Genomic DNA, 16,544 nt, shown 5'->3' on the forward strand with positions numbered 1-16,544 from the left:
GGGCGCCGCCGGAGCGGCGGTGCCTCTTAATTAAAACGGTGGGTCGTCGTCATCGGCCGTTGCGGCTACCGCCTTTGTCGCTTTTTTGACGGCAGTTTTTTTGGCTGCCGTTTTGCTTGCTTTGGTAGCGGCCTTCTTGGCTGCTGTCTTTTTGGCCGCGGCTTTCTTTACGGCAGACGTTGTCGTGCTGGCATCTTCGGCCGCAGTCGCAGCAGCGGTTTTGCTTGCTGTTTTCTTCGCGGCGGTCTTTTTGGCACCGGCTTTTTCGGGCCGAGCTTCAAATTCGAAGCCGATTTTGCCGTTAGCCTGTTTAACTAAAAACGCCTTGAACTTGCGGTTGGTGCGGCTGGAGACAAAGCCGTCCAGCAAGTCGGTTTTGCCATCAGCCAGCAGCTTTTGCATTTGAGCAGCGGCAATTTCTTGCTGCAAAATGACTTTGCCCGATCGGAAATCGCACGACTTTTCGGGGCCGATGGATTTTTCGCACACGTAGTTCATGCCATGTTCGAACACTTGGCTACCGCATTTGGGGCAAGCCCCCAGCGGGGTGTGGCCGGAAAAGTCCACCGCTTCTTCGTTCTCGGCATCGTTCTGGCCGAAATCGAACTCAAGCTTGTAGTCGTCGGTAATGCGCAAAAGCGCGGCAAAAGGCCGCCCCATTTTGCTGATGAAGCCAGACAGCGGGCCCAGTGTGCGCTCTTTAAGCAGTGCTTCGACTTCAGGCACCTCGAAGGTGCGGCCACCCGGATGCTTGCCGATAGAAAAGTCGCAGGCGGTGCAGGCGTACCGACGATAGTTTTCTTTAACTACCCCACCGCATTTCGGGCACGGTGTGCTTAGCGTAGCGTAGTCGCCGGGCACGGTATCGCGTTCGTACTCTTTGGCGCGCTTGACGATGATTTGCGTGATTTGCGCAATTTCGCGCATGAATTCATCGCGGTCGAGCTGGCGTTGCTCGATTTGTTTCAGGCGTTGTTCCCATTCGCCGGTCAGTTCGGGCGATGTCAGTTCGCTAACGCCAAGGCCCGACAACAGCGTCATGAGCTGGCGTGCTTTGGCGCTGGGCACCATTTCGCGCCCTTCGCGGCGCAAATAGCCTTCGTTCAATAAACCTTCGATAATGGCTGCGCGGGTGGCTGGCGTGCCCAGTCCGCGCTCGGACATGGCCTCGCGCAGCGCCTCGTCATCGATCAGCTTACCGGCCCCTTCCATAGCCGACAGCAGCGTGGCCTCGGTAAAGCGGGCGGGTGGCTTGGTGACCAGGTCGCGGGCTTCGATCTCGTCGGTTTTGACTGTTTCGTTTTGGGCAACGGCCACCAGGTTGGTGTCGTCACCTTGGGCGTCGCGGCCATAAATGGCCAGCCAGCCAGGCGACACCAGCACCTTACCCTCGGTTTTGAAGTGGTGTCCCGATACCTCGGTAATGCGCGTGGTGACGCGGAACTCGGCCGCCGGGAAAAACACCGCCATGAAACGGCGCGTGACCATTTCGTAAATTTTGCTTTCGGCCTCGCTGAGGTCTTTGGGAACCTGCAGCGTTGGAATGATGGCAAAGTGGTCTGACACCTTCTTGTTATCGAAGATGCGTTTGTTGGGTTTGATCCAGCCCGACTTGTGCAACTGCTTGGCAAACGGCTGCATGCCGGCCGCTACATTGGACTGGGCTTCAGCCAGCGCTGCTACGGTGTCTTTGACCGTGGGCAGGTAGTCTTCGGGCAGATAACGCGAATCGGTACGAGGATAGGTAAGCGCTTTATGACGTTCGTACAAGGTTTGTGCCAGAGCCAGCGTGGCCTTGGCCGAAAACCCGAAGCGCGAGTTAGCCTCGCGTTGCAGCGACGTCAGGTCGAACAGTGCCGGCGACATCTGCGTGGTGGGCTTGGACTCTTCGGTGACTTTGCCCGGTTGGTTGCGGCAGGCCGCCACAATGGTTTGTGCGGCAGTTTTAGACCACAGGCGCGAGTCGCGCTGTTCGGGGTCTTGTTCGTTTTTGACGAATTTAGGGTCGAACCAGCGGCCGGGGTAAAACCCTGCAGCGGCCACAAATGTGGCGTGCACTTCCCAGTAATCGCGCGACTGAAACTTGCGAATACGTTCTTCGCGCTCCATGACGATGGCCAGGGTGGGCGTTTGCACCCGCCCCACCGGTGTTTTAAAGAAGCCGCCGTCTTTACTGTTGAAGGCGGTCATGGCCCGTGTGCCATTGATGCCCACCAGCCAGTCGGCTTCGGCGCGCGAGCGTGCAGCAGCCTCGAGGGGCTTGAGATCGTCGTCGTCGCGCAGCTTTTCGAAGGCCTCTCGAATGGCCGATTGCGTCATGGATTGCAGCCAAAGCCGCTTGATGGGCTTGTTGACGCCCGCGTATTGCACGATATAACGGAAAATCAGTTCGCCTTCGCGCCCCGCGTCGCAGGCATTAATGATGGCCCCGACATCTTTGCGCTTGAGCAGCTTGACCAGCAGTTTCAGGCGCTCGCTGGAGCGCTTGTCGGCCGGGCCCAGTTCGAATTGCGACGGGATGACCGGTAAATGGGCAAAGCTCCATTTGCCGCGCACCGGATCGTTGGGCGCGACCAGGCTCAGCAGGTGGCCGATGCTGGACGCCAGCACATATTGATCATTTTCGAAGTAATCCCCCTCGCGCGTAAACCCGCCAAGGGCGCGCGAAATATCAAGGGCTACCGAGGGCTTCTCGGCAATAATCAGCGTTTTAGTCATTGTGTTCCAGTAACTGCGGGTTGGCAGCAATAGCGCGGATCATACGAGGGGTGGCGGGCCCCGTGCAAGTGAAGATGCCGCGAATGGGCCAATTTTGCCACGCCGTGGCAGGCCGCGAATGGGCTCAATATATCAAATGTTGAAATCTGGCTCGCCAGTGTTGGGTGGCTTTGGCCCAGAAATCGGCCGTGCTGGTGGCGTCATTCAGGCTGTCAAAGCCCAGCCGGACCCAAGCCCGGTTCAGTGTGCGCAACGGGTTGTCGCAATCGAAAGGCTCGGCATGGTTTTGCTTCGATAGCTTTAAGCCGTGAGCGTCGAGCACCAGTGGGACATGCATGACGCGAGGGGGGGTGACCCCCAGTGCACGGGCCAGCAGTATTTGGCGAGCGGTAGAGTCAAGCAGGTCTGCCCCGCGCACAATGTCGGTCACGCCTTGGAAGGCGTCGTCGACCACGACGACAAACTGGTAAGCCCACAAGCCGTCGGCGCGCCGGATAATCACGTCCCCAACGTCGTGGGCCACATTTTGCTGTTGCGGCCCCAGCCAGCGGTCGTTGAAGGGCACCACGCCCGGCTCGACCCGAAAGCGCCATGCCCGAACCTGGCCGCCAAAAGGAATGCCGTTTCGGCACGTGCCCGGGTAAGGGCCTTTACCTACTTGCTGACGGGTGCAGCCGCAGCCAAATACCCGGCCTTGGGCCTTGAGGGTTTCGAAAGCCGCTTGATAGGCAGGCAACCGCTGTGATTGCCATACGGGTTCGCCATCCCAGTGCATGCCCAGGGCCTGCAACTGGCCCATGATGACCTGGTCGGCACCGGGTACAACGCGCGGCGTATCGATGTCTTCGATGCGTAAGAGCCATTGCCCGTTATGCGCTTGGGCATCGAGGTAGCTGGCCATGGCCGCTACCAGGGAGCCGTCGTGCAGCGGGCCGCTGGGGCTAGGCGCAAACCGGCCGATGTAGCCGGTTGGCACGGAAGGTACTGCCGCCATGCAGGTAGCGCCGCTTAGTGCGACAGCCGGGTGTGCTCGTCGGTGAGCAGTTCTTCGAGCACCAGGTGATCGACCTCGGCTTCCTGGCTCCAGAGCACCATGAGGGTGAGGATCTTGAGCTTTTCGAGGGGAATGGGCGATTCGGCCGCAGCTTCGGCGCGCTCGATGAGGATTTCGCGCAGCGCGGCCGGCAAAACCCCCGAGCCTTCGAGGAAGCTGATAAAGCCGATGGCTTCGGTGCCCAGACTTTGGTATTCGTGGTCGGTGTAGACGCGGGTGCTGTTGCTTTGAGGCACCTGTGATAACTGAACGCAGTGCTCGGTTGTTTGTGCCAACCCGTAGAGCCACCCCAGGGCTTCGTCGATGTCTTCGTGCTCGAACCCGGCGGCAGCCAGCTTGTGCGCCAGAACGTCGGCATCGGGGCAGGCTTGTGGGGTGTAGTAGTTTTCGAAAAGGTAGACGAGGATATCGTACATAAGGTGCGGCTTAGAGGAAAAATCGGTAATACCGGAATTCACTGTACGCGGTTTTTACGACCGCTGCAAGCCGGGAAAAAGACTGTAGGCAATACGCTGCGGGCGCGTTAGAGGCGGCACCCGCAGCGTGGATGTGGCTAGGCGATCAGACCATTTCGATAGCCATGGCGACGGCTTCGCCGCCGCCGATACATAGCGTAGCAATACCGCGCTTGCCGCCGGTTTTGCGCAGCGCGCCGACCAGCGTGGTGACCAGGCGTGCGCCCGATGCCCCAATGGGGTGGCCCAGAGCGGTGGCGCCGCCATGAACATTGACCTTGGCGTGATCCAGATTCAGTTCGCGCATGGCGGCCATGGTGACGACGGCGAAGGCTTCGTTGATTTCGTAGAGATCAACGTCGTTCGCGCTCCAGCCGGTTTTGGCCAAGAGGTTTTTCAGTGCGCCGACAGGTGCTGTGGTGAACCACTCGGGAGCTTGCGAGTGCTGGGCATGCGCAACCACGCGGGCCAGGGGTGTAGCGCCCAGTTTTTTAGCCGTCGATTCGCGCATCATTACCATGGCGGCGGCGCCGTCGGAAATGGATGACGCGTTCGCAGCTGTGACTGTGCCGTCTTTTTTGAAGGCTGGTTTAAGCGCGGGAATTTTTTCGGGCATGGCTTTGGCGGGGCCTTCGTCAGCATCGATGACAGTGTCGCCTTTGCGGCCGGCGACGGTCACTGGTGCGATTTCCCATTTGAAGCTGCCGTCTTCGGTGGCAGCGCGGGCACGGCGCAGCGATTCGAGCGCATACGCGTCTTGTTCTTCGCGTGTGAAGCTGTATTTGTCGGCGCAGGCTTCGGCAAATACGCCCATGGCAGTACCCCGCTGGTAGGCGTCTTCGAGGCCGTCAAGGGCCATGTGGTCGTACACGGTAGAGTGGCCGTAACGGTAGCCTTGGCGACCGCGCAGCAGCAGGTAGGGGGCGTTGCTCATGCTTTCTTGGCCGCCCGCAACGACGACGTCGGCGCTGCCGGCGACCAGCAGGTCGTGCCCGAACATGGCAGCTTTAAGCCCCGAACCGCAGACTTTGTGGATGGTCGTGCAGCCAACGCCCTGGGGCAAACCGGCGCCCAGCGCGGCTTGGCGAGCAGGCGCCTGGCCCTGGCCGGCTTGCAGTACGTTACCCATGATGACTTCGTTGACGGCGTCGCCGGAAACGCCCGCACGCTCGAGGGCGGCTTTAATGGCAATGGCGCCCAGTTCGTGAGCAGCCAACCCGGACAGGCTGCCCATCATGCCGCCCATGGGCGTACGGGCTACCGAGACGAGGACGATGGGGTCAGACATGGTTGTGCTCCTTGGTAATAAGGTAAGAGGTATGGACAGAATACTTTAGGTTTTAAATGTTTATTTAAGTGTTTATTCTAGCGAAACCTGAAAATTTTAGTGTTAACACTGAGTTAAGATAAATCCAAACATCAGATCAAAGTGAAATTTTTTACGTTGTACCGGAGACACCCAGTATGAACCCAAACGAACAAAAACTCAGCTATCCCATGGGCAACACGATGCCCGATCCTGGTCACGCGCTGGCCGTGGCCGATGGGGTGCGCTGGGTTCGCATGCCTTTGCCTTTTGCGCTCGACCATATCAATTTATGGCTGATGCGCGACCAGATCGACGGACGTGAGGGTTGGACCATAGTCGATACCGGGGTGTCTCGCGAACCGGTAAAGGCACTGTGGGAAGACATTTTCAATACCCAGCTTGAAGGTCTGCCGGTGCTGCGCGTGATTGTGACGCACATGCACCCCGACCACGTGGGCCTGGCGCATTGGTTGTGCGAACGGTGGGGCGTGCAATTATGGATGTCGATGACTGATTTTGCGATTGCCCGGTTGTGGTCACGCCCGGCGGCGCCGGGTGATGCTGGTGCGGGTGGCGGAACAGGCGGTCACATTGCGCTGCAGCACTTCTTGCGTCATGGCTTGCAAGACCCGCAAGCCCAGGAAAAAATCCGCGAGCGCGGCAAGTATTACCCCAGTCATGTACCCGATATGCCCGCCTCGTTTATTCGCATCATGAACGATGACCGTCTGCAAATCGGGGGGCGGGAGTGGCGCGTCATTATGGGTTATGGTCATGCGCCCGAGCATGTTTCGCTGTATTGCGACACCTTGAAGGTCCTTATTTCGGGCGACATGGTATTACCGCGTATTTCAACCAACGTCAGTGTGTTCGACTTCGAGCCCGAGTCCAACCCCCTGCCCTTGTATTTGAAGTCGCTGCGCGATTACGACGAATTACCCCACGACACGCTGGTCTTGCCTTCGCATGGTCGCCCGTTTGTGGGCCTGCACGAGCGTATCGCCCAGCAATGCGCCCACCACGCCGATCGGCTCGAAGAAGTGTATGCAGCCTGTGCCCGCCCTACCACGGCCGGCGAAATCGTTCCCATGATGTTCAAACGAGAGCTCGACCCGCACCAGTTGTCGTTTGCCATTGGCGAGGCGCTGGCGCACCTGCATGCGTTGTGGTTTGAAGGCAAGTTGAAACGGGTCTTTGAAGACGGCGTTTACAGGTTCAGTCACGCGTGATGCATGCTGCATGCAAGCTGGCGCAGCAGGTACTGCGCCGCTGCTGCGCGTTTTGGCGCGCCTAGGGGCGTTGCCCGGGTGCTTATTGCCGCCCTGCCATCAGCAGCCTGATGGCCAGGCCGACAAACACCAGGGCCGAGCCCCGGTTGATCAGCCGTTGCGTGGTGGCCGATTTTTGCAAATGCTGGCTGAACCAGCCGGAAAACAGCGCAATGCAGGCAAACACCACAAATGCGGCCAACATGAACAAGGCCCCCAAGCTAACCGTTTGCAACGCCACCGAACCGCGTGCCGGCGACGTAAATTGCGGCAAGAAGGCCAAAAAGAACAAGGACACTTTCGGGTTGGTCAGATTCATGAAAATGCCCCGCCGGTACAAGGCACCGTACGATAGTTGCGGCGGACGGGCATCGGCGCGGGTGCTGACGGGGGCACGCCAGGCCCCCCAGGCCAAATACAGCAGGTAGGCGGCGCCAGCCAGTTTTAATGCGGTGAATGCAGCTTCAGAGGCGGCAAATACGGCCGCCAGGCCGACCGCGACGGCCAGCGTATGACCGACCAGGCCAGTGCACAGGCCCAGCACCACCATCATGCCCGACGTGCGCCCCCACAACGCCGATTGCATAAGCACGAACAGGTTATCGGGCCCCGGGCTCAGCGCCAGCAGTACGGCGATGCCGAAAAAAGACAGAGCAAGATCGAAGGTCAGCATAAGGCGATCCGGGTCGGGGTGAGGTAGTATTGAACCGGCCGATGTTAAATCATTTCTGAGTCGCCAATGTCGTTCTGCCGACGGTTGTTTGCGCAATCGTTTGTTTGCCGGGCGCCAGCGACCGTTCTACATACTCATGAGCGCTTCAAAAAACCATCATCTCGATACCCTATTAATGCACACGGGCATGGCGCCTTTCGATCCGGCAACGGGCGCTGCGCCGGTAGCCCTGCCTTCTGTGCGTACCAGCACGGTACGCTTTGAAAGCCTTGATGCCCTGGCTAAAGCCCGTGCTACCCAACTGGCTGGCGACCGTGGCGTGACATATGGCCGCATTGGCATGCAAACCCACGAAGCCCTCGAGTCTGTGGTGTGTGCGCTTGAAAGCGCCGAGCGTTGCTTTCTGGCGCCGTCGGGCTTGTCGGCCATGACATTGTCGGTCATGGCGCTGCTGGGGGCCGGCGATCATATGCTGGTGTCCGACAGTGTGTATGGGCCTATGCGTTATCTGGATAAAACCGTCCTGAAGCGCATGAATATCGATGTAACCTACAGCCGCGCTACGGTCGCTGACCTCGAGCCATTACTGCGTCCGGAAACCCGTGTGCTGTATGTCGAGTCGCCCGGTTCGCTGCTGTTCGAGATGCTCGATATTCCGGCGCTGGCCAAGTTTGCGCAGCAGCATGATTTGCTGCTGGTGACTGACAACACCTGGGGGTCGGGCTACCTGTATCGTCCGCTGGAGCTGGGCGCCCATGTGTCCGTCATGGCGGGCACCAAGTACATTGGGGGTCATTCTGATCTGATGTTGGGGGCGGTGGCGGCCAACGACGCCGACGTTATTGCGCGGCTGAACCAGACGCACTATGCCATGGGGTATTCGATCAGCGCTGACGATGCCTGGCTGGCCTTGCGAGGGGTGCGCACCCTGCCCATCCGCTTGCGTCAGCATGCGCAAAATGCGCTGCAGGTGTGCCAATATTTGGCCGGCCGCGATGACGTCGTCAATATTTTCCACCCCGCCTGGCCGGGCGACCCAGGCCATGCGCTATGGCAGCGCGATTGCCATGGCTCAAACGGCATGATGGCGGTCGAGCTTAAGCTGACGCCCACCCAGGCCGAAACGTTTGTTAACGCCCTGACCTTGTTTGGTATTGGGTTTTCGTGGGGTGGCTACGAAAGCCTGGTGCAGTTGGTCGAGCCTGGCGCTATTGCCGTACACAGCTATTGGTCGAAATCAGAGAACGCCATTGTGCGTCTGCATATTGGGCTGGAAGATCCTGCCGATTTAATTGCAGACATTCAGCAGGCGTTGGCCGTTGCCGGGAAGTGACTTTTAATCTGGGGCGGCGCTGTTGCTCGTGTCGAATTGTTTATGGCATGAAAAAAAGGGCGCCGACCGGCGCCCTTTTTATTTGCGGGGTGCACGCCCATGCAGCCCCGCCAATACTGCTTATTTTGCCTGCAGCACTTCGTCCAGAAGCTTCTGGGCCTGGGTGATAGTGCCTTCGTAGCTGCCAGTCATGCTAGGCGAAGTGGTGTATTTGCCGCCAACGCCTAGGGTGGGTGTGCCCTGGATATCGTAGGCTTTTTCAAGCTCTTTAGCGCGTGCGACCTTGGAGGTTACGCCAAACGAGCGAGCGGCTTCTTCGTATTGCTTGGGCTCAATACCCTGGGTGGACAGCCACTGCGCAATGGCCCCGCTGTCATAAATACGCTTGCGTTCGGTGTGCAGTGCCTTGAAAACTTTGGGATGAAGGTCAAGACGGTCAAGGCTTTCAAGCACGTAGTACAGGCGTTGCAGGTCGACCATCCCGGCATTGAACGCAACGGGTACGCGGCGCAGGACGACGTTCTCGGGCAATGTCTTTTCCCATTTCTCGACCATGGGCTCCATGGTGGCGCAATGTGGGCAGGCATAGGAAAAGAATTCGAGCACTTCGACTTTGCCGGGCGTGTCGGACGGTTGTTCGGGCGTGACTTTGGTGAAGGCGCCTTGTGCGCTTGCCGAAAGGGGCAGCAACGCTGCCAGGCCTAGTGCGGCGGCAGAAAGCAGACGGGAAACAAAGGTGTTCAATGCCATGAGTAGTCCTGTTCAAAAGTAAATAAAGGCCAAGTGGTGGCGGGTTTAGGGCTTGACCACAGTGGTGTCGATTTTGGCGTTGGACAACGTAACGCGCGATCGGTTCATGTCGTCGATGCCTTTGTAAGGGCCGACCCGAACGCGGTACAGGGTGGTGCCATTGATTTGTGCCGGCTGCACTTGCGCCTGTTCGCCCAGCAACAAGATGCGCGCACGCATGGCCTGGGCGTCTGCCTCGGCCCTGAATGCGCCGGCTTGCAGATAGTAGGTGGTTTGTGTGCCGGGTGCCGGTTTTGCCGCAGGTGCCTTGTTGCTGCCAGCTGCTGCTGCGGGCGCTGTCGGGCGTGCGGTGTTTGCGGCTGGCGCTGGGGGCGACGTAGCGGCGTCGGGTGCCGCACGGGGTGCGGCAGGGCTGGCGGCTGGTGCACCCAGTGTGGTCAGCAACGCCCCGATATCGTCTTGCAGCGTAACCCCGGGTGCGCTGCCCGGTAACGCCTGCGGCGGTGTAACCGCAGCGGCGTCGGCCGGTGCACCCGCGCCACCTCGGCCCATGAGGGCTTGGTTGGGATCGGGGGCGTCGCGTACGTCGGGCAACTGTGTAGTGGGTGCAGAACGACTGAACTTGTCGGTAAATGGCATGGGCACCTGGGTAACAAACCAGGCGACCCCGGCCGCAATGGCCAGGCCCAGAATCAGCCCGAACAGCAGCGTGAACAGCGAGCTGCCTTTGAACATTGATGCGTTGGATTTGCGACTTTTTGCCATAGGTGCCGGTAATTACATCTTTTCGGGGGCCGAAACGCCCAGCAGCGCCAGGCCGTTGGCCAGCACCTGTTGCGTACCCCGGGCCAAGCGCAGGCGCGCCATCTTCAGGGCGTCGTCGTCGACCAGGACACGTTCGGCGTTATACCAGGCGTGGAAGTCGGCGGCACAGTCGCGCAGCCAGAACGCAATGTGGTGAGGCGCCAGTTCGTTGGCGGCCAGCGTGATGGCCGCAGGGAATTCGGCCAGGCGCTGCAGCAGTGCGAACTCGGTGGGCGCGACCAGGCGGCTGATATCGGCCGAGGCCAGCTGTGCGGCAGTAGGCGCCGATTGCGCGAGCATGGAGCAAATGCGCGCATGCGCGTATTGGATGTAGTAGACCGGGTTCTCTTCGCTTTTTGAGAGCGCCAGGTCGATATCGAAGACGAATTCGGAGTCGGCGCGACGCTGGGCCAGGAAGAATCGCACGGCGTCTTGCCCCACCCATTCAATCAGGTCGCGCAGGGTAACGTAGCTGCCGGCCCGCTTGGAAATTTTGACTTCGGCGCCGCCCCGCATCACCTTGACCATTTTGTGCAGGATGTATTCGGGGAAGGTTTTGGGAATGCCCATTTCCAGGCCTTGCAGGCCCGCCCGCACGCGTGCGATGGTGCCGTGGTGGTCGCTGCCCTGAATATTGATGGCGCGATGGTAGCCGCGTTCCCATTTGGCGACGTGGTAGGCCACGTCGGGCACAAAATAGGTATAGCCACCTTCTGACTTGCGCATGACACGATCTTTGTCGTCGCCGGTGCCGAGCTCGGTAGTGCGCAGCCAGAGTGCGCCTTCGTTTTCGTAGGTGTGACCGTTGTCGATCAGCGTTTGGACGGCTTTCTCGACGCGCCCGGAAGTATAGAGTGAGCTTTCGAGATAGAAGTTGTCGAACTTCAGGCCAAAGGCTTGCAGGTCGAGGTCTTGCTCGCGGCGCAGGTACGCGACGGCAAAGTGGCGAATGTCGTCGAGGCTGTCAAGGTTGCCGGTGGCTGTGACCTCGTCGCCATCGGCTGCCTTGACGGTTTTGCGCGCGATGAAGTCGTTGGCAATATCAAGAATGTAATCACCCTTGTAGCCGTCGGCGGGAAACTCGGGCGCGTCGGGGGCGATACCGCGTGCGCGCGCCTGTACGCTGATGGCCAGGTTATCGATTTGGTTGCCGGCGTCGTTGTAATAGAACTCGCGGGTAACGTCGTAGCCTTGGGCGGTGAACAGGCGGCATAACGAGTCGCCTAGCGCGGCCTGGCGTGCATGGCCGACGTGCAGCGGCCCTGTGGGGTTGGCCGAAACAAATTCGACCAGAACCTTCTGATGATTGGCGGGCTGGCTGCCGTAGCGTTCGCCTTCGTCTTGCAGCACCTGCAGGACGGCCTGACGCGCAGCAGCGGTCAGTCGGAAATTAATGAACCCGGGGCCGGCGATTTCGGCTGTCTCGATGAGCGCAGCGGTTTCGGGCTGCCCCATCAGCGCGTCGACAATCTGCTGGGCCAGTTCGCGTGGATTGCGGCGGGCCGGCTTGGCCAGCTGCATGGCGATATTTGTGGCTATGTCGCCGTGTGCGGCGATTTTCGGGCGTTCGAGCGTGACCGCAGGGGTGGCGTCGGGGACGACTTGCGAGACGGCGCGCGTAATAAGCGCGATAAGGGTATGTTGTTGCCCGGGAAGCATAAATAAGACGTGATGGTGAAAAGAAAAAGCAAGTTTGAATGATAGCGTGATTTGCCCGGCGCTGTCGTGGCGGTCGTCGGTCAGGGATTGTCTGGCGGGGGCCATGCCATTACCGTTTCTAGCCAGCGGGTATAGGCCGCCATGTCAACGGTAGCCACTTCTTTGCCGGCGCTGCGGCGCCAGTTGTCGTAGCGGTCGATAAAGGCTTCGGCGGCCGCCCGGCTGTCGTGGCCCAGGCGCGCATGCTGGTCTTGGTAGGTGTGCCACAGCGTGCCTGCAGCGCGGTCAAGGCGCCGGTCGCTGTCTTGAAGGCTGCGCAAGGTGGCGCTGCGTTCGTCGTGCAGGTAGGGAGCGGTGACTGCCGTGTCCTCAGGGCTGTCAGCCAGCACTATCCCGGCGGCACGGGCCTGCCACAGCATCCAGTTCAAGGCAACGTTGTGCAGGTCGCCCCGGCGGCTGGGTTGGCCCTGGCTGTCGTACAGTACGCCACCACCAATATCGGCATGGGCCCCGACAAAAGGGGCTTCGACCACGTTGCCGGGTTGCGTGTCGGCGGCGCTGGCCAGCGGGAACAGTGCGCGCCGTTCGTGTAGGGCGATGGCATGCGCTACCCACTGCCATCCGGCGTTCACGGTCAGGTCGTAGGCGGCGTTGTGCTGGCCGTTCAGGCCGAACTGGGCCACCGTGTCGAACAAGCCCATAAAGCGCAGGTCGACGCAAGCTGTGACTAGGCCGCGTTGAAGATCATGAAAAGAAAACAGCCCCTGGTTGACGTACTGACTGATCTGATTGCCGAAATGCCGGGCCATGGCTGCGCCGCGCGAATAGCCAATAATGTCGATGGGTATGACTGCGTCGGGCGAAGCGGGCGCTGCGGCAAGGGTATTCAGCAACGATTGCCACTGGGCCTCAATAATGCGGGGTGCACTGTAGGCGGTGACCGCATCCCAATCGGTATTGTGCGGGTTGCCGGGGCCCGGCTGGTAAAACACGGCATCTTCGGTATAGCGTTGGCTCAGGCGCCAGACGTTGGTGTGGGTGCTCATGTCGTTGCGGGTGCCGTCAAACGCAAACAGCATGAGGCCCAGAGGGTCAACGTAGCGGCGGGGTTGCCCACCCGCGTACCCCAGAGCCGAGTTGCCCGGTACCGGCCCCAGAGGGTCAGGCTCGAGATAATGGCCGAATTCGGCGTCGTAGGTACGTAGCAGGTTGTCGTGCCAACCGGTCGTGTCGTCAAAGTATTGGCCGGGTGCGCGCAGGTTGAACGACAAGCTTGGCGTTGCGGTTGCTGGGCGGTTAACGATAACGGCTCTGCCCCATGGTTCGTAGCGGGCTTCCCAAATAATTTCTTGCTGCGCGTTGGTGACCCAGCGCGGCGTGCCTGTCAGGTCGGCTTGTACGTAAAACAATGCACCGTCGGGGTTGGCCGCCTGGTAATCGATGAAGCCAATCGGGACGTGGTGAGCATAGATATAACGCCGGGAAACAGGCGTCTTCGGGGCCATAGCATGCGAGCCATGGGCACTGTTAGTGGGTGTGGGCACGGCGGCGCTTGCTTTGGCTGGCCAGGTTTCTGCAGCCAGACGGCGGTCAAGAAACCAATAATGCGTGGTGCCTGCCGGGCCGCTGCGCCGTATGCGCTGGCCGAAGGCGTTGTGGGCGTAGCGCACGTCAAGCCCTTTGTCATCTTGTACTGCTTTCAGACGTCGGTCTGGGCCGTAAGTTAGCTTTCGGTCGCCAATGGTTGCAGGCAGGCCATCGGCGTTGCGGGTGATGCGGGGGTACTGCGTTTTGGGCAGGGCCGGCGTGTGTATGGCAGCGGTAGCGCCATTGTCGTCATGGGCATACCAAAATAGCTGGGCGGGCGTGGCGGTTGCCGGGCGTAAGTGCCCAGGATGCGCAGACCGTGGCGTTTGTGGCGCGTACAGCGCTGCGGCAATCAATTGTGAGGCCCGGTCGTACGCGTAGATATATCGCGTAAAGGGGGCGTGGCCCGCTGCTGGCGCGTTGCCCGCTGGCTGAAAAATGTCTTCTATGACCACCCTGCCTTGCGCGTCGTGCCGGTAGTGATGCGCCCGCAATATTTTTCGGGTTTCAGCACCCCCCGACATCAACAACCAGCTTTCGTTGGCCCGAAGCACAGTCAGGATATGGACCCCATTGCCAAATGAGTACCCTTTGGCTTGCTTCGCATTGCTCGTGTCTTTGGCGTTGGCGATAACTGCGTGCCGCTGACCAGAGCGCGTTTCCCAGGTAACAGTTAAAAGCTGCTGCCCCCAACCCCATGCGTAGTGCAATGCGCCACCTTCGGCCAGGTCATGACGAATCAGTCGGTGTTGTGTGTCGTACGCAAAGCGCTCTGTGAATGATTCGGGCCCGTGATCTGAACGGGTGAGCGTCCGTGCCGCCAGTCGGCCTTGCGCATCGTATTGACGGCTGTCGGTCTCGTTTGGGTGGCGCACCAGAGTCAAGTGCCTGCCCTGCCATTGCAGGTGCGTCTCGATGGCGGGTGTCTGCGCGTCTTTCTGGGCCAGTAGACGTGTGGGCCGTCCCTGGGCATTGTGGGTGTATTGCCAATAGCTGCCGCCGGCGAACCGGCGTTGCAGCGGTAGCCCGTGCGCGTCGTATACCAGGGATTCGGTACCCGTCAGGCTAGAAAGCCAAGTGTGGCGCTGCCCCTGGGCGTTGTATTTCAATGCCAGCCCGGCCCAACCCGCATGAGCGGGGGCAATTGCGCGTAAGCGTTGTCGGGCATCGCGTTGCAGCTTGGTGCCGTTAACCTGTGCCAGTTGCCCCAAACGGTCGTAGCTAGCTCGCGTACCGGGAGCGGGGCAACCCGGGCAGCCCGCCCCCGTAACGGCTGTCAGCCTGGCGATTTGCCCCTGCACATCAAAGTGGATTTGGGTGGTGCTTTCGGACGGATCAGCCCGCCAGGCCGGCGGTGAGCGCGCAGGGGGCGAGGTACTGATGCGCTGCACTTGTGTACGTTGCTGTCCAGGGCGTGTCTTGAAGTAGGTGACGGCGTAGGTATCGTTTTGATCGGTGTACCGGACAACCTGCCCACTGGCGTTATAAGCCCAGCGACCGCCCCGGTGGCGGGCGCCCAGGGGCGGCGCGCCGATATTGTCGATGCCGGTTAGCGCATAGGCGTTGCCCGCTTGTTGGGCCGGGTCGTAGTGATATTGCCGCCGCGATCCGTCGGGCCGCTGCATGGAAGTCAGCCGAAGATGAGGTTCGTCGCCTGCACGTTCGTAGTCATAAACAAACCGTCCGACCGGGCTATCGACCGTATGCAAATAGGCCCGGCCTTCGTGAAGGCGGTATGCGAAATGTAGGGTGGTGTCGCGTGGTGCGGCGTTGGGCCGACCTTGGGCTGGCGCGGTTGGGCTTGTGACGGTGACGCTTTTGATGGCCTGAAGGAGTGGCCCGGCGGTGGCGTGTCGTGCAATGTGCAGGGTGATGCCGTTGAGCTGTGTGATGTGGGTTAGCCAGCCGGCAGCATTAAAGCGTAGTTGTTGCTGGTTGGGCCACACCCACAGCCAGCCGTGGGCCTGCATGTGCAGTTTTCCATGGGCGGGTGCGGTAAAGCCGCCGCCCTTACGCACCAGGCGTAGCCGGGCGCCGCTGGCCTGGGTAATGATGGCAATATGGCCAAATGACTGTACACGGATGTCGTAGTCAAGGTGCCAGCCTTGGCCCATGAACGACCGGCGACGGTCATTGGCACTGTAGTGGCGCGTAAGTGCCGGCTGGGGGCGACCAAACCCGGGCAGCCAGTCGGTTTCATATTGATATTTATTGCCGCTGGCCAGGTCGATGGGGTTGCCTGCGCTGGCATTGACACCCGGTTCGACGGTGGGTGGGCTGATGCTGCCCGGCGCCGCACAGGGGGTGGCGTTGGTGGGCGTGCTGCAGGTGCCGTCATGCCCTTGCGCCAGACTTGTCCCGGCCACCCAAAGAAACACGAGTGCCACGGGCAGATAATGCAGGCGCCGCAACCCCGTGGCGATGAAAAATTGCCGCATATCCGCCCCTTGTGATTGGTTCGGTTATTGTGCGGCTTGGCAACCCGAAAGACTTGGGGTAGTGTATGAATATAGCCATGAGGAGAACTACCATGCTCGTTGTATTTCGTGCAAAGCCGGCCGCTGAGGTCTTGATGTTTGCCCAGCATGCCCGCGACATTCTCTCTGCCGCAGGGCGCCACTACGATACGCTACCCGAACGTGGCGTACTGACCGCCGCTCAGCTCGACGACCTGATTAAGGGGCTCGAGCACGCCATTTCTCATGACACCGCTTCGCCGTTTCAAGACGAAGACGACGAAGAAAACGATGTCAAAGAACACCCCATATCGCGGCCGGTCACGTTTCGTCAGCGCGCGTTTCCGTTAATGGCCATGATGAAAATGTGTCGAGACCAGAACGCCGATATCACCTGGGAGCCGGCGCCGGTCTGGTAACCCGCCTTTTAATTTGAGCCCCCAAAAAACAAACCCCGCTGCAAAAGCAGCGGGGTTTG

Annotated in this window: 12 protein-coding genes; 3 read left to right on the plus strand and 9 right to left on the minus strand. The window is 60.2% G+C overall.

Going from position 1 to position 16,544, the window contains the following annotated elements; genetic code table 11:
• Positions 1 to 30: 30 nt before the first annotated feature.
• From CHR62_RS14150 to CHR62_RS14165, 4 genes are all read right to left on the minus strand, one after another.
• Positions 31 to 2,718, minus strand: a complete 2,688-nt coding sequence (locus CHR62_RS14150; RefSeq protein ID WP_123661347.1) for a DNA topoisomerase III — start codon at positions 2,716 to 2,718, stop codon at positions 31 to 33.
• Positions 2,719 to 2,842: 124 nt separating this feature from the next.
• On the minus strand, positions 2,843 to 3,712 hold the full coding sequence (gene gluQRS, locus CHR62_RS14155; protein ID WP_093971094.1) for a tRNA glutamyl-Q(34) synthetase GluQRS: 870 nt from the start codon (positions 3,710 to 3,712) through the stop codon (positions 2,843 to 2,845).
• A gap of 14 nt (positions 3,713 to 3,726) precedes the next feature.
• Entirely contained in the window at positions 3,727 to 4,188 is a 462-nt protein-coding gene (locus tag CHR62_RS14160; protein ID WP_093971093.1) for a DUF494 family protein, read from the minus strand.
• 145 nt (positions 4,189 to 4,333) lie between these two features.
• Positions 4,334 to 5,515 carry an acetyl-CoA C-acyltransferase gene (locus tag CHR62_RS14165; protein ID WP_093971092.1) on the minus strand — a complete coding sequence of 394 codons (1,182 nt, stop codon included), beginning with the start codon at positions 5,513 to 5,515 and terminating at the stop codon, positions 4,334 to 4,336.
• Between the two features lie 176 nt (positions 5,516 to 5,691).
• Between CHR62_RS14165 and CHR62_RS14170 the strand changes: the two genes are divergently transcribed.
• Positions 5,692 to 6,765, plus strand: a complete 1,074-nt coding sequence (locus tag CHR62_RS14170) for an MBL fold metallo-hydrolase (protein ID WP_093971091.1) — start codon at positions 5,692 to 5,694, stop codon at positions 6,763 to 6,765.
• Between the two features lie 82 nt (positions 6,766 to 6,847).
• Here CHR62_RS14170 and CHR62_RS14175 read toward each other — a convergent pair whose 3' ends face one another.
• On the minus strand, positions 6,848 to 7,477 hold the full coding sequence (locus tag CHR62_RS14175; RefSeq protein WP_093971090.1) for a LysE family translocator: 630 nt from the start codon (positions 7,475 to 7,477) through the stop codon (positions 6,848 to 6,850).
• Between the two features lie 136 nt (positions 7,478 to 7,613).
• Between CHR62_RS14175 and metC the strand changes: the two genes are divergently transcribed.
• Positions 7,614 to 8,810, plus strand: a complete 1,197-nt coding sequence (metC, locus tag CHR62_RS14180) for a cystathionine beta-lyase (RefSeq protein ID WP_123661348.1) — start codon at positions 7,614 to 7,616, stop codon at positions 8,808 to 8,810.
• Positions 8,811 to 8,930: 120 nt separating this feature from the next.
• Here metC and CHR62_RS14185 read toward each other — a convergent pair whose 3' ends face one another.
• From CHR62_RS14185 to CHR62_RS14200, 4 genes are all read right to left on the minus strand, one after another.
• Complete coding sequence (locus CHR62_RS14185) at positions 8,931 to 9,560, minus strand: thiol:disulfide interchange protein DsbA/DsbL (RefSeq protein ID WP_093971088.1); 630 nt, start codon at positions 9,558 to 9,560, stop codon at positions 8,931 to 8,933.
• A 45-nt stretch (positions 9,561 to 9,605) separates the two neighbouring features.
• Positions 9,606 to 10,325, minus strand: coding sequence for an SPOR domain-containing protein (locus CHR62_RS14190; protein ID WP_123661349.1), 720 nt, complete (start codon positions 10,323 to 10,325; stop codon positions 9,606 to 9,608).
• A 12-nt stretch (positions 10,326 to 10,337) separates the two neighbouring features.
• Positions 10,338 to 12,023, minus strand: coding sequence for an arginine--tRNA ligase (argS, locus tag CHR62_RS14195; protein ID WP_123661371.1), 1,686 nt, complete (start codon positions 12,021 to 12,023; stop codon positions 10,338 to 10,340).
• Between the two features lie 80 nt (positions 12,024 to 12,103).
• Positions 12,104 to 16,048 carry a phospholipase effector Tle1 domain-containing protein gene (locus tag CHR62_RS14200; protein ID WP_123661350.1) on the minus strand — a complete coding sequence of 1,315 codons (3,945 nt, stop codon included), beginning with the start codon at positions 16,046 to 16,048 and terminating at the stop codon, positions 12,104 to 12,106.
• A 92-nt stretch (positions 16,049 to 16,140) separates the two neighbouring features.
• On the opposite strand from CHR62_RS14200, the gene CHR62_RS14205 reads away from it, so the two are divergent.
• Positions 16,141 to 16,485 carry a DUF1840 domain-containing protein gene (locus CHR62_RS14205; protein WP_093971085.1) on the plus strand — a complete coding sequence of 115 codons (345 nt, stop codon included), beginning with the start codon at positions 16,141 to 16,143 and terminating at the stop codon, positions 16,483 to 16,485.
• Positions 16,486 to 16,544 lie beyond the last annotated feature (59 nt).

This window comes from Pusillimonas sp. NJUB218, from assembly GCF_003788685.1.
In the GTDB taxonomy this organism is placed as follows: Bacteria; Pseudomonadota; Gammaproteobacteria; order Burkholderiales; family Burkholderiaceae_B; genus Neopusillimonas.

Coding starts and splice junctions, on each gene's coding strand:
- CHR62_RS14150 (WP_123661347.1), bottom strand. CDS start 2,718: ATGACTAAAACGCTGATTATTGCCGAGAAGCCCTCGGTAGCCCTTGAT.
- gluQRS (WP_093971094.1), bottom strand. CDS start 3,712: ATGGCGGCAGTACCTTCCGTGCCAACCGGCTACATCGGCCGGTTTGCG.
- CHR62_RS14160 (WP_093971093.1), bottom strand. CDS start 4,188: ATGTACGATATCCTCGTCTACCTTTTCGAAAACTACTACACCCCACAA.
- CHR62_RS14165 (WP_093971092.1), bottom strand. CDS start 5,515: ATGTCTGACCCCATCGTCCTCGTCTCGGTAGCCCGTACGCCCATGGGC.
- CHR62_RS14170 (WP_093971091.1), top strand. CDS start 5,692: ATGAACCCAAACGAACAAAAACTCAGCTATCCCATGGGCAACACGATG.
- CHR62_RS14175 (WP_093971090.1), bottom strand. CDS start 7,477: ATGCTGACCTTCGATCTTGCTCTGTCTTTTTTCGGCATCGCCGTACTG.
- metC (WP_123661348.1), top strand. CDS start 7,614: ATGAGCGCTTCAAAAAACCATCATCTCGATACCCTATTAATGCACACG.
- CHR62_RS14185 (WP_093971088.1), bottom strand. CDS start 9,560: ATGGCATTGAACACCTTTGTTTCCCGTCTGCTTTCTGCCGCCGCACTA.
- CHR62_RS14190 (WP_123661349.1), bottom strand. CDS start 10,325: ATGGCAAAAAGTCGCAAATCCAACGCATCAATGTTCAAAGGCAGCTCG.
- argS (WP_123661371.1), bottom strand. CDS start 12,023: ATGCTTCCCGGGCAACAACATACCCTTATCGCGCTTATTACGCGCGCC.
- CHR62_RS14200 (WP_123661350.1), bottom strand. CDS start 16,048: ATGCGGCAATTTTTCATCGCCACGGGGTTGCGGCGCCTGCATTATCTG.
- CHR62_RS14205 (WP_093971085.1), top strand. CDS start 16,141: ATGCTCGTTGTATTTCGTGCAAAGCCGGCCGCTGAGGTCTTGATGTTT.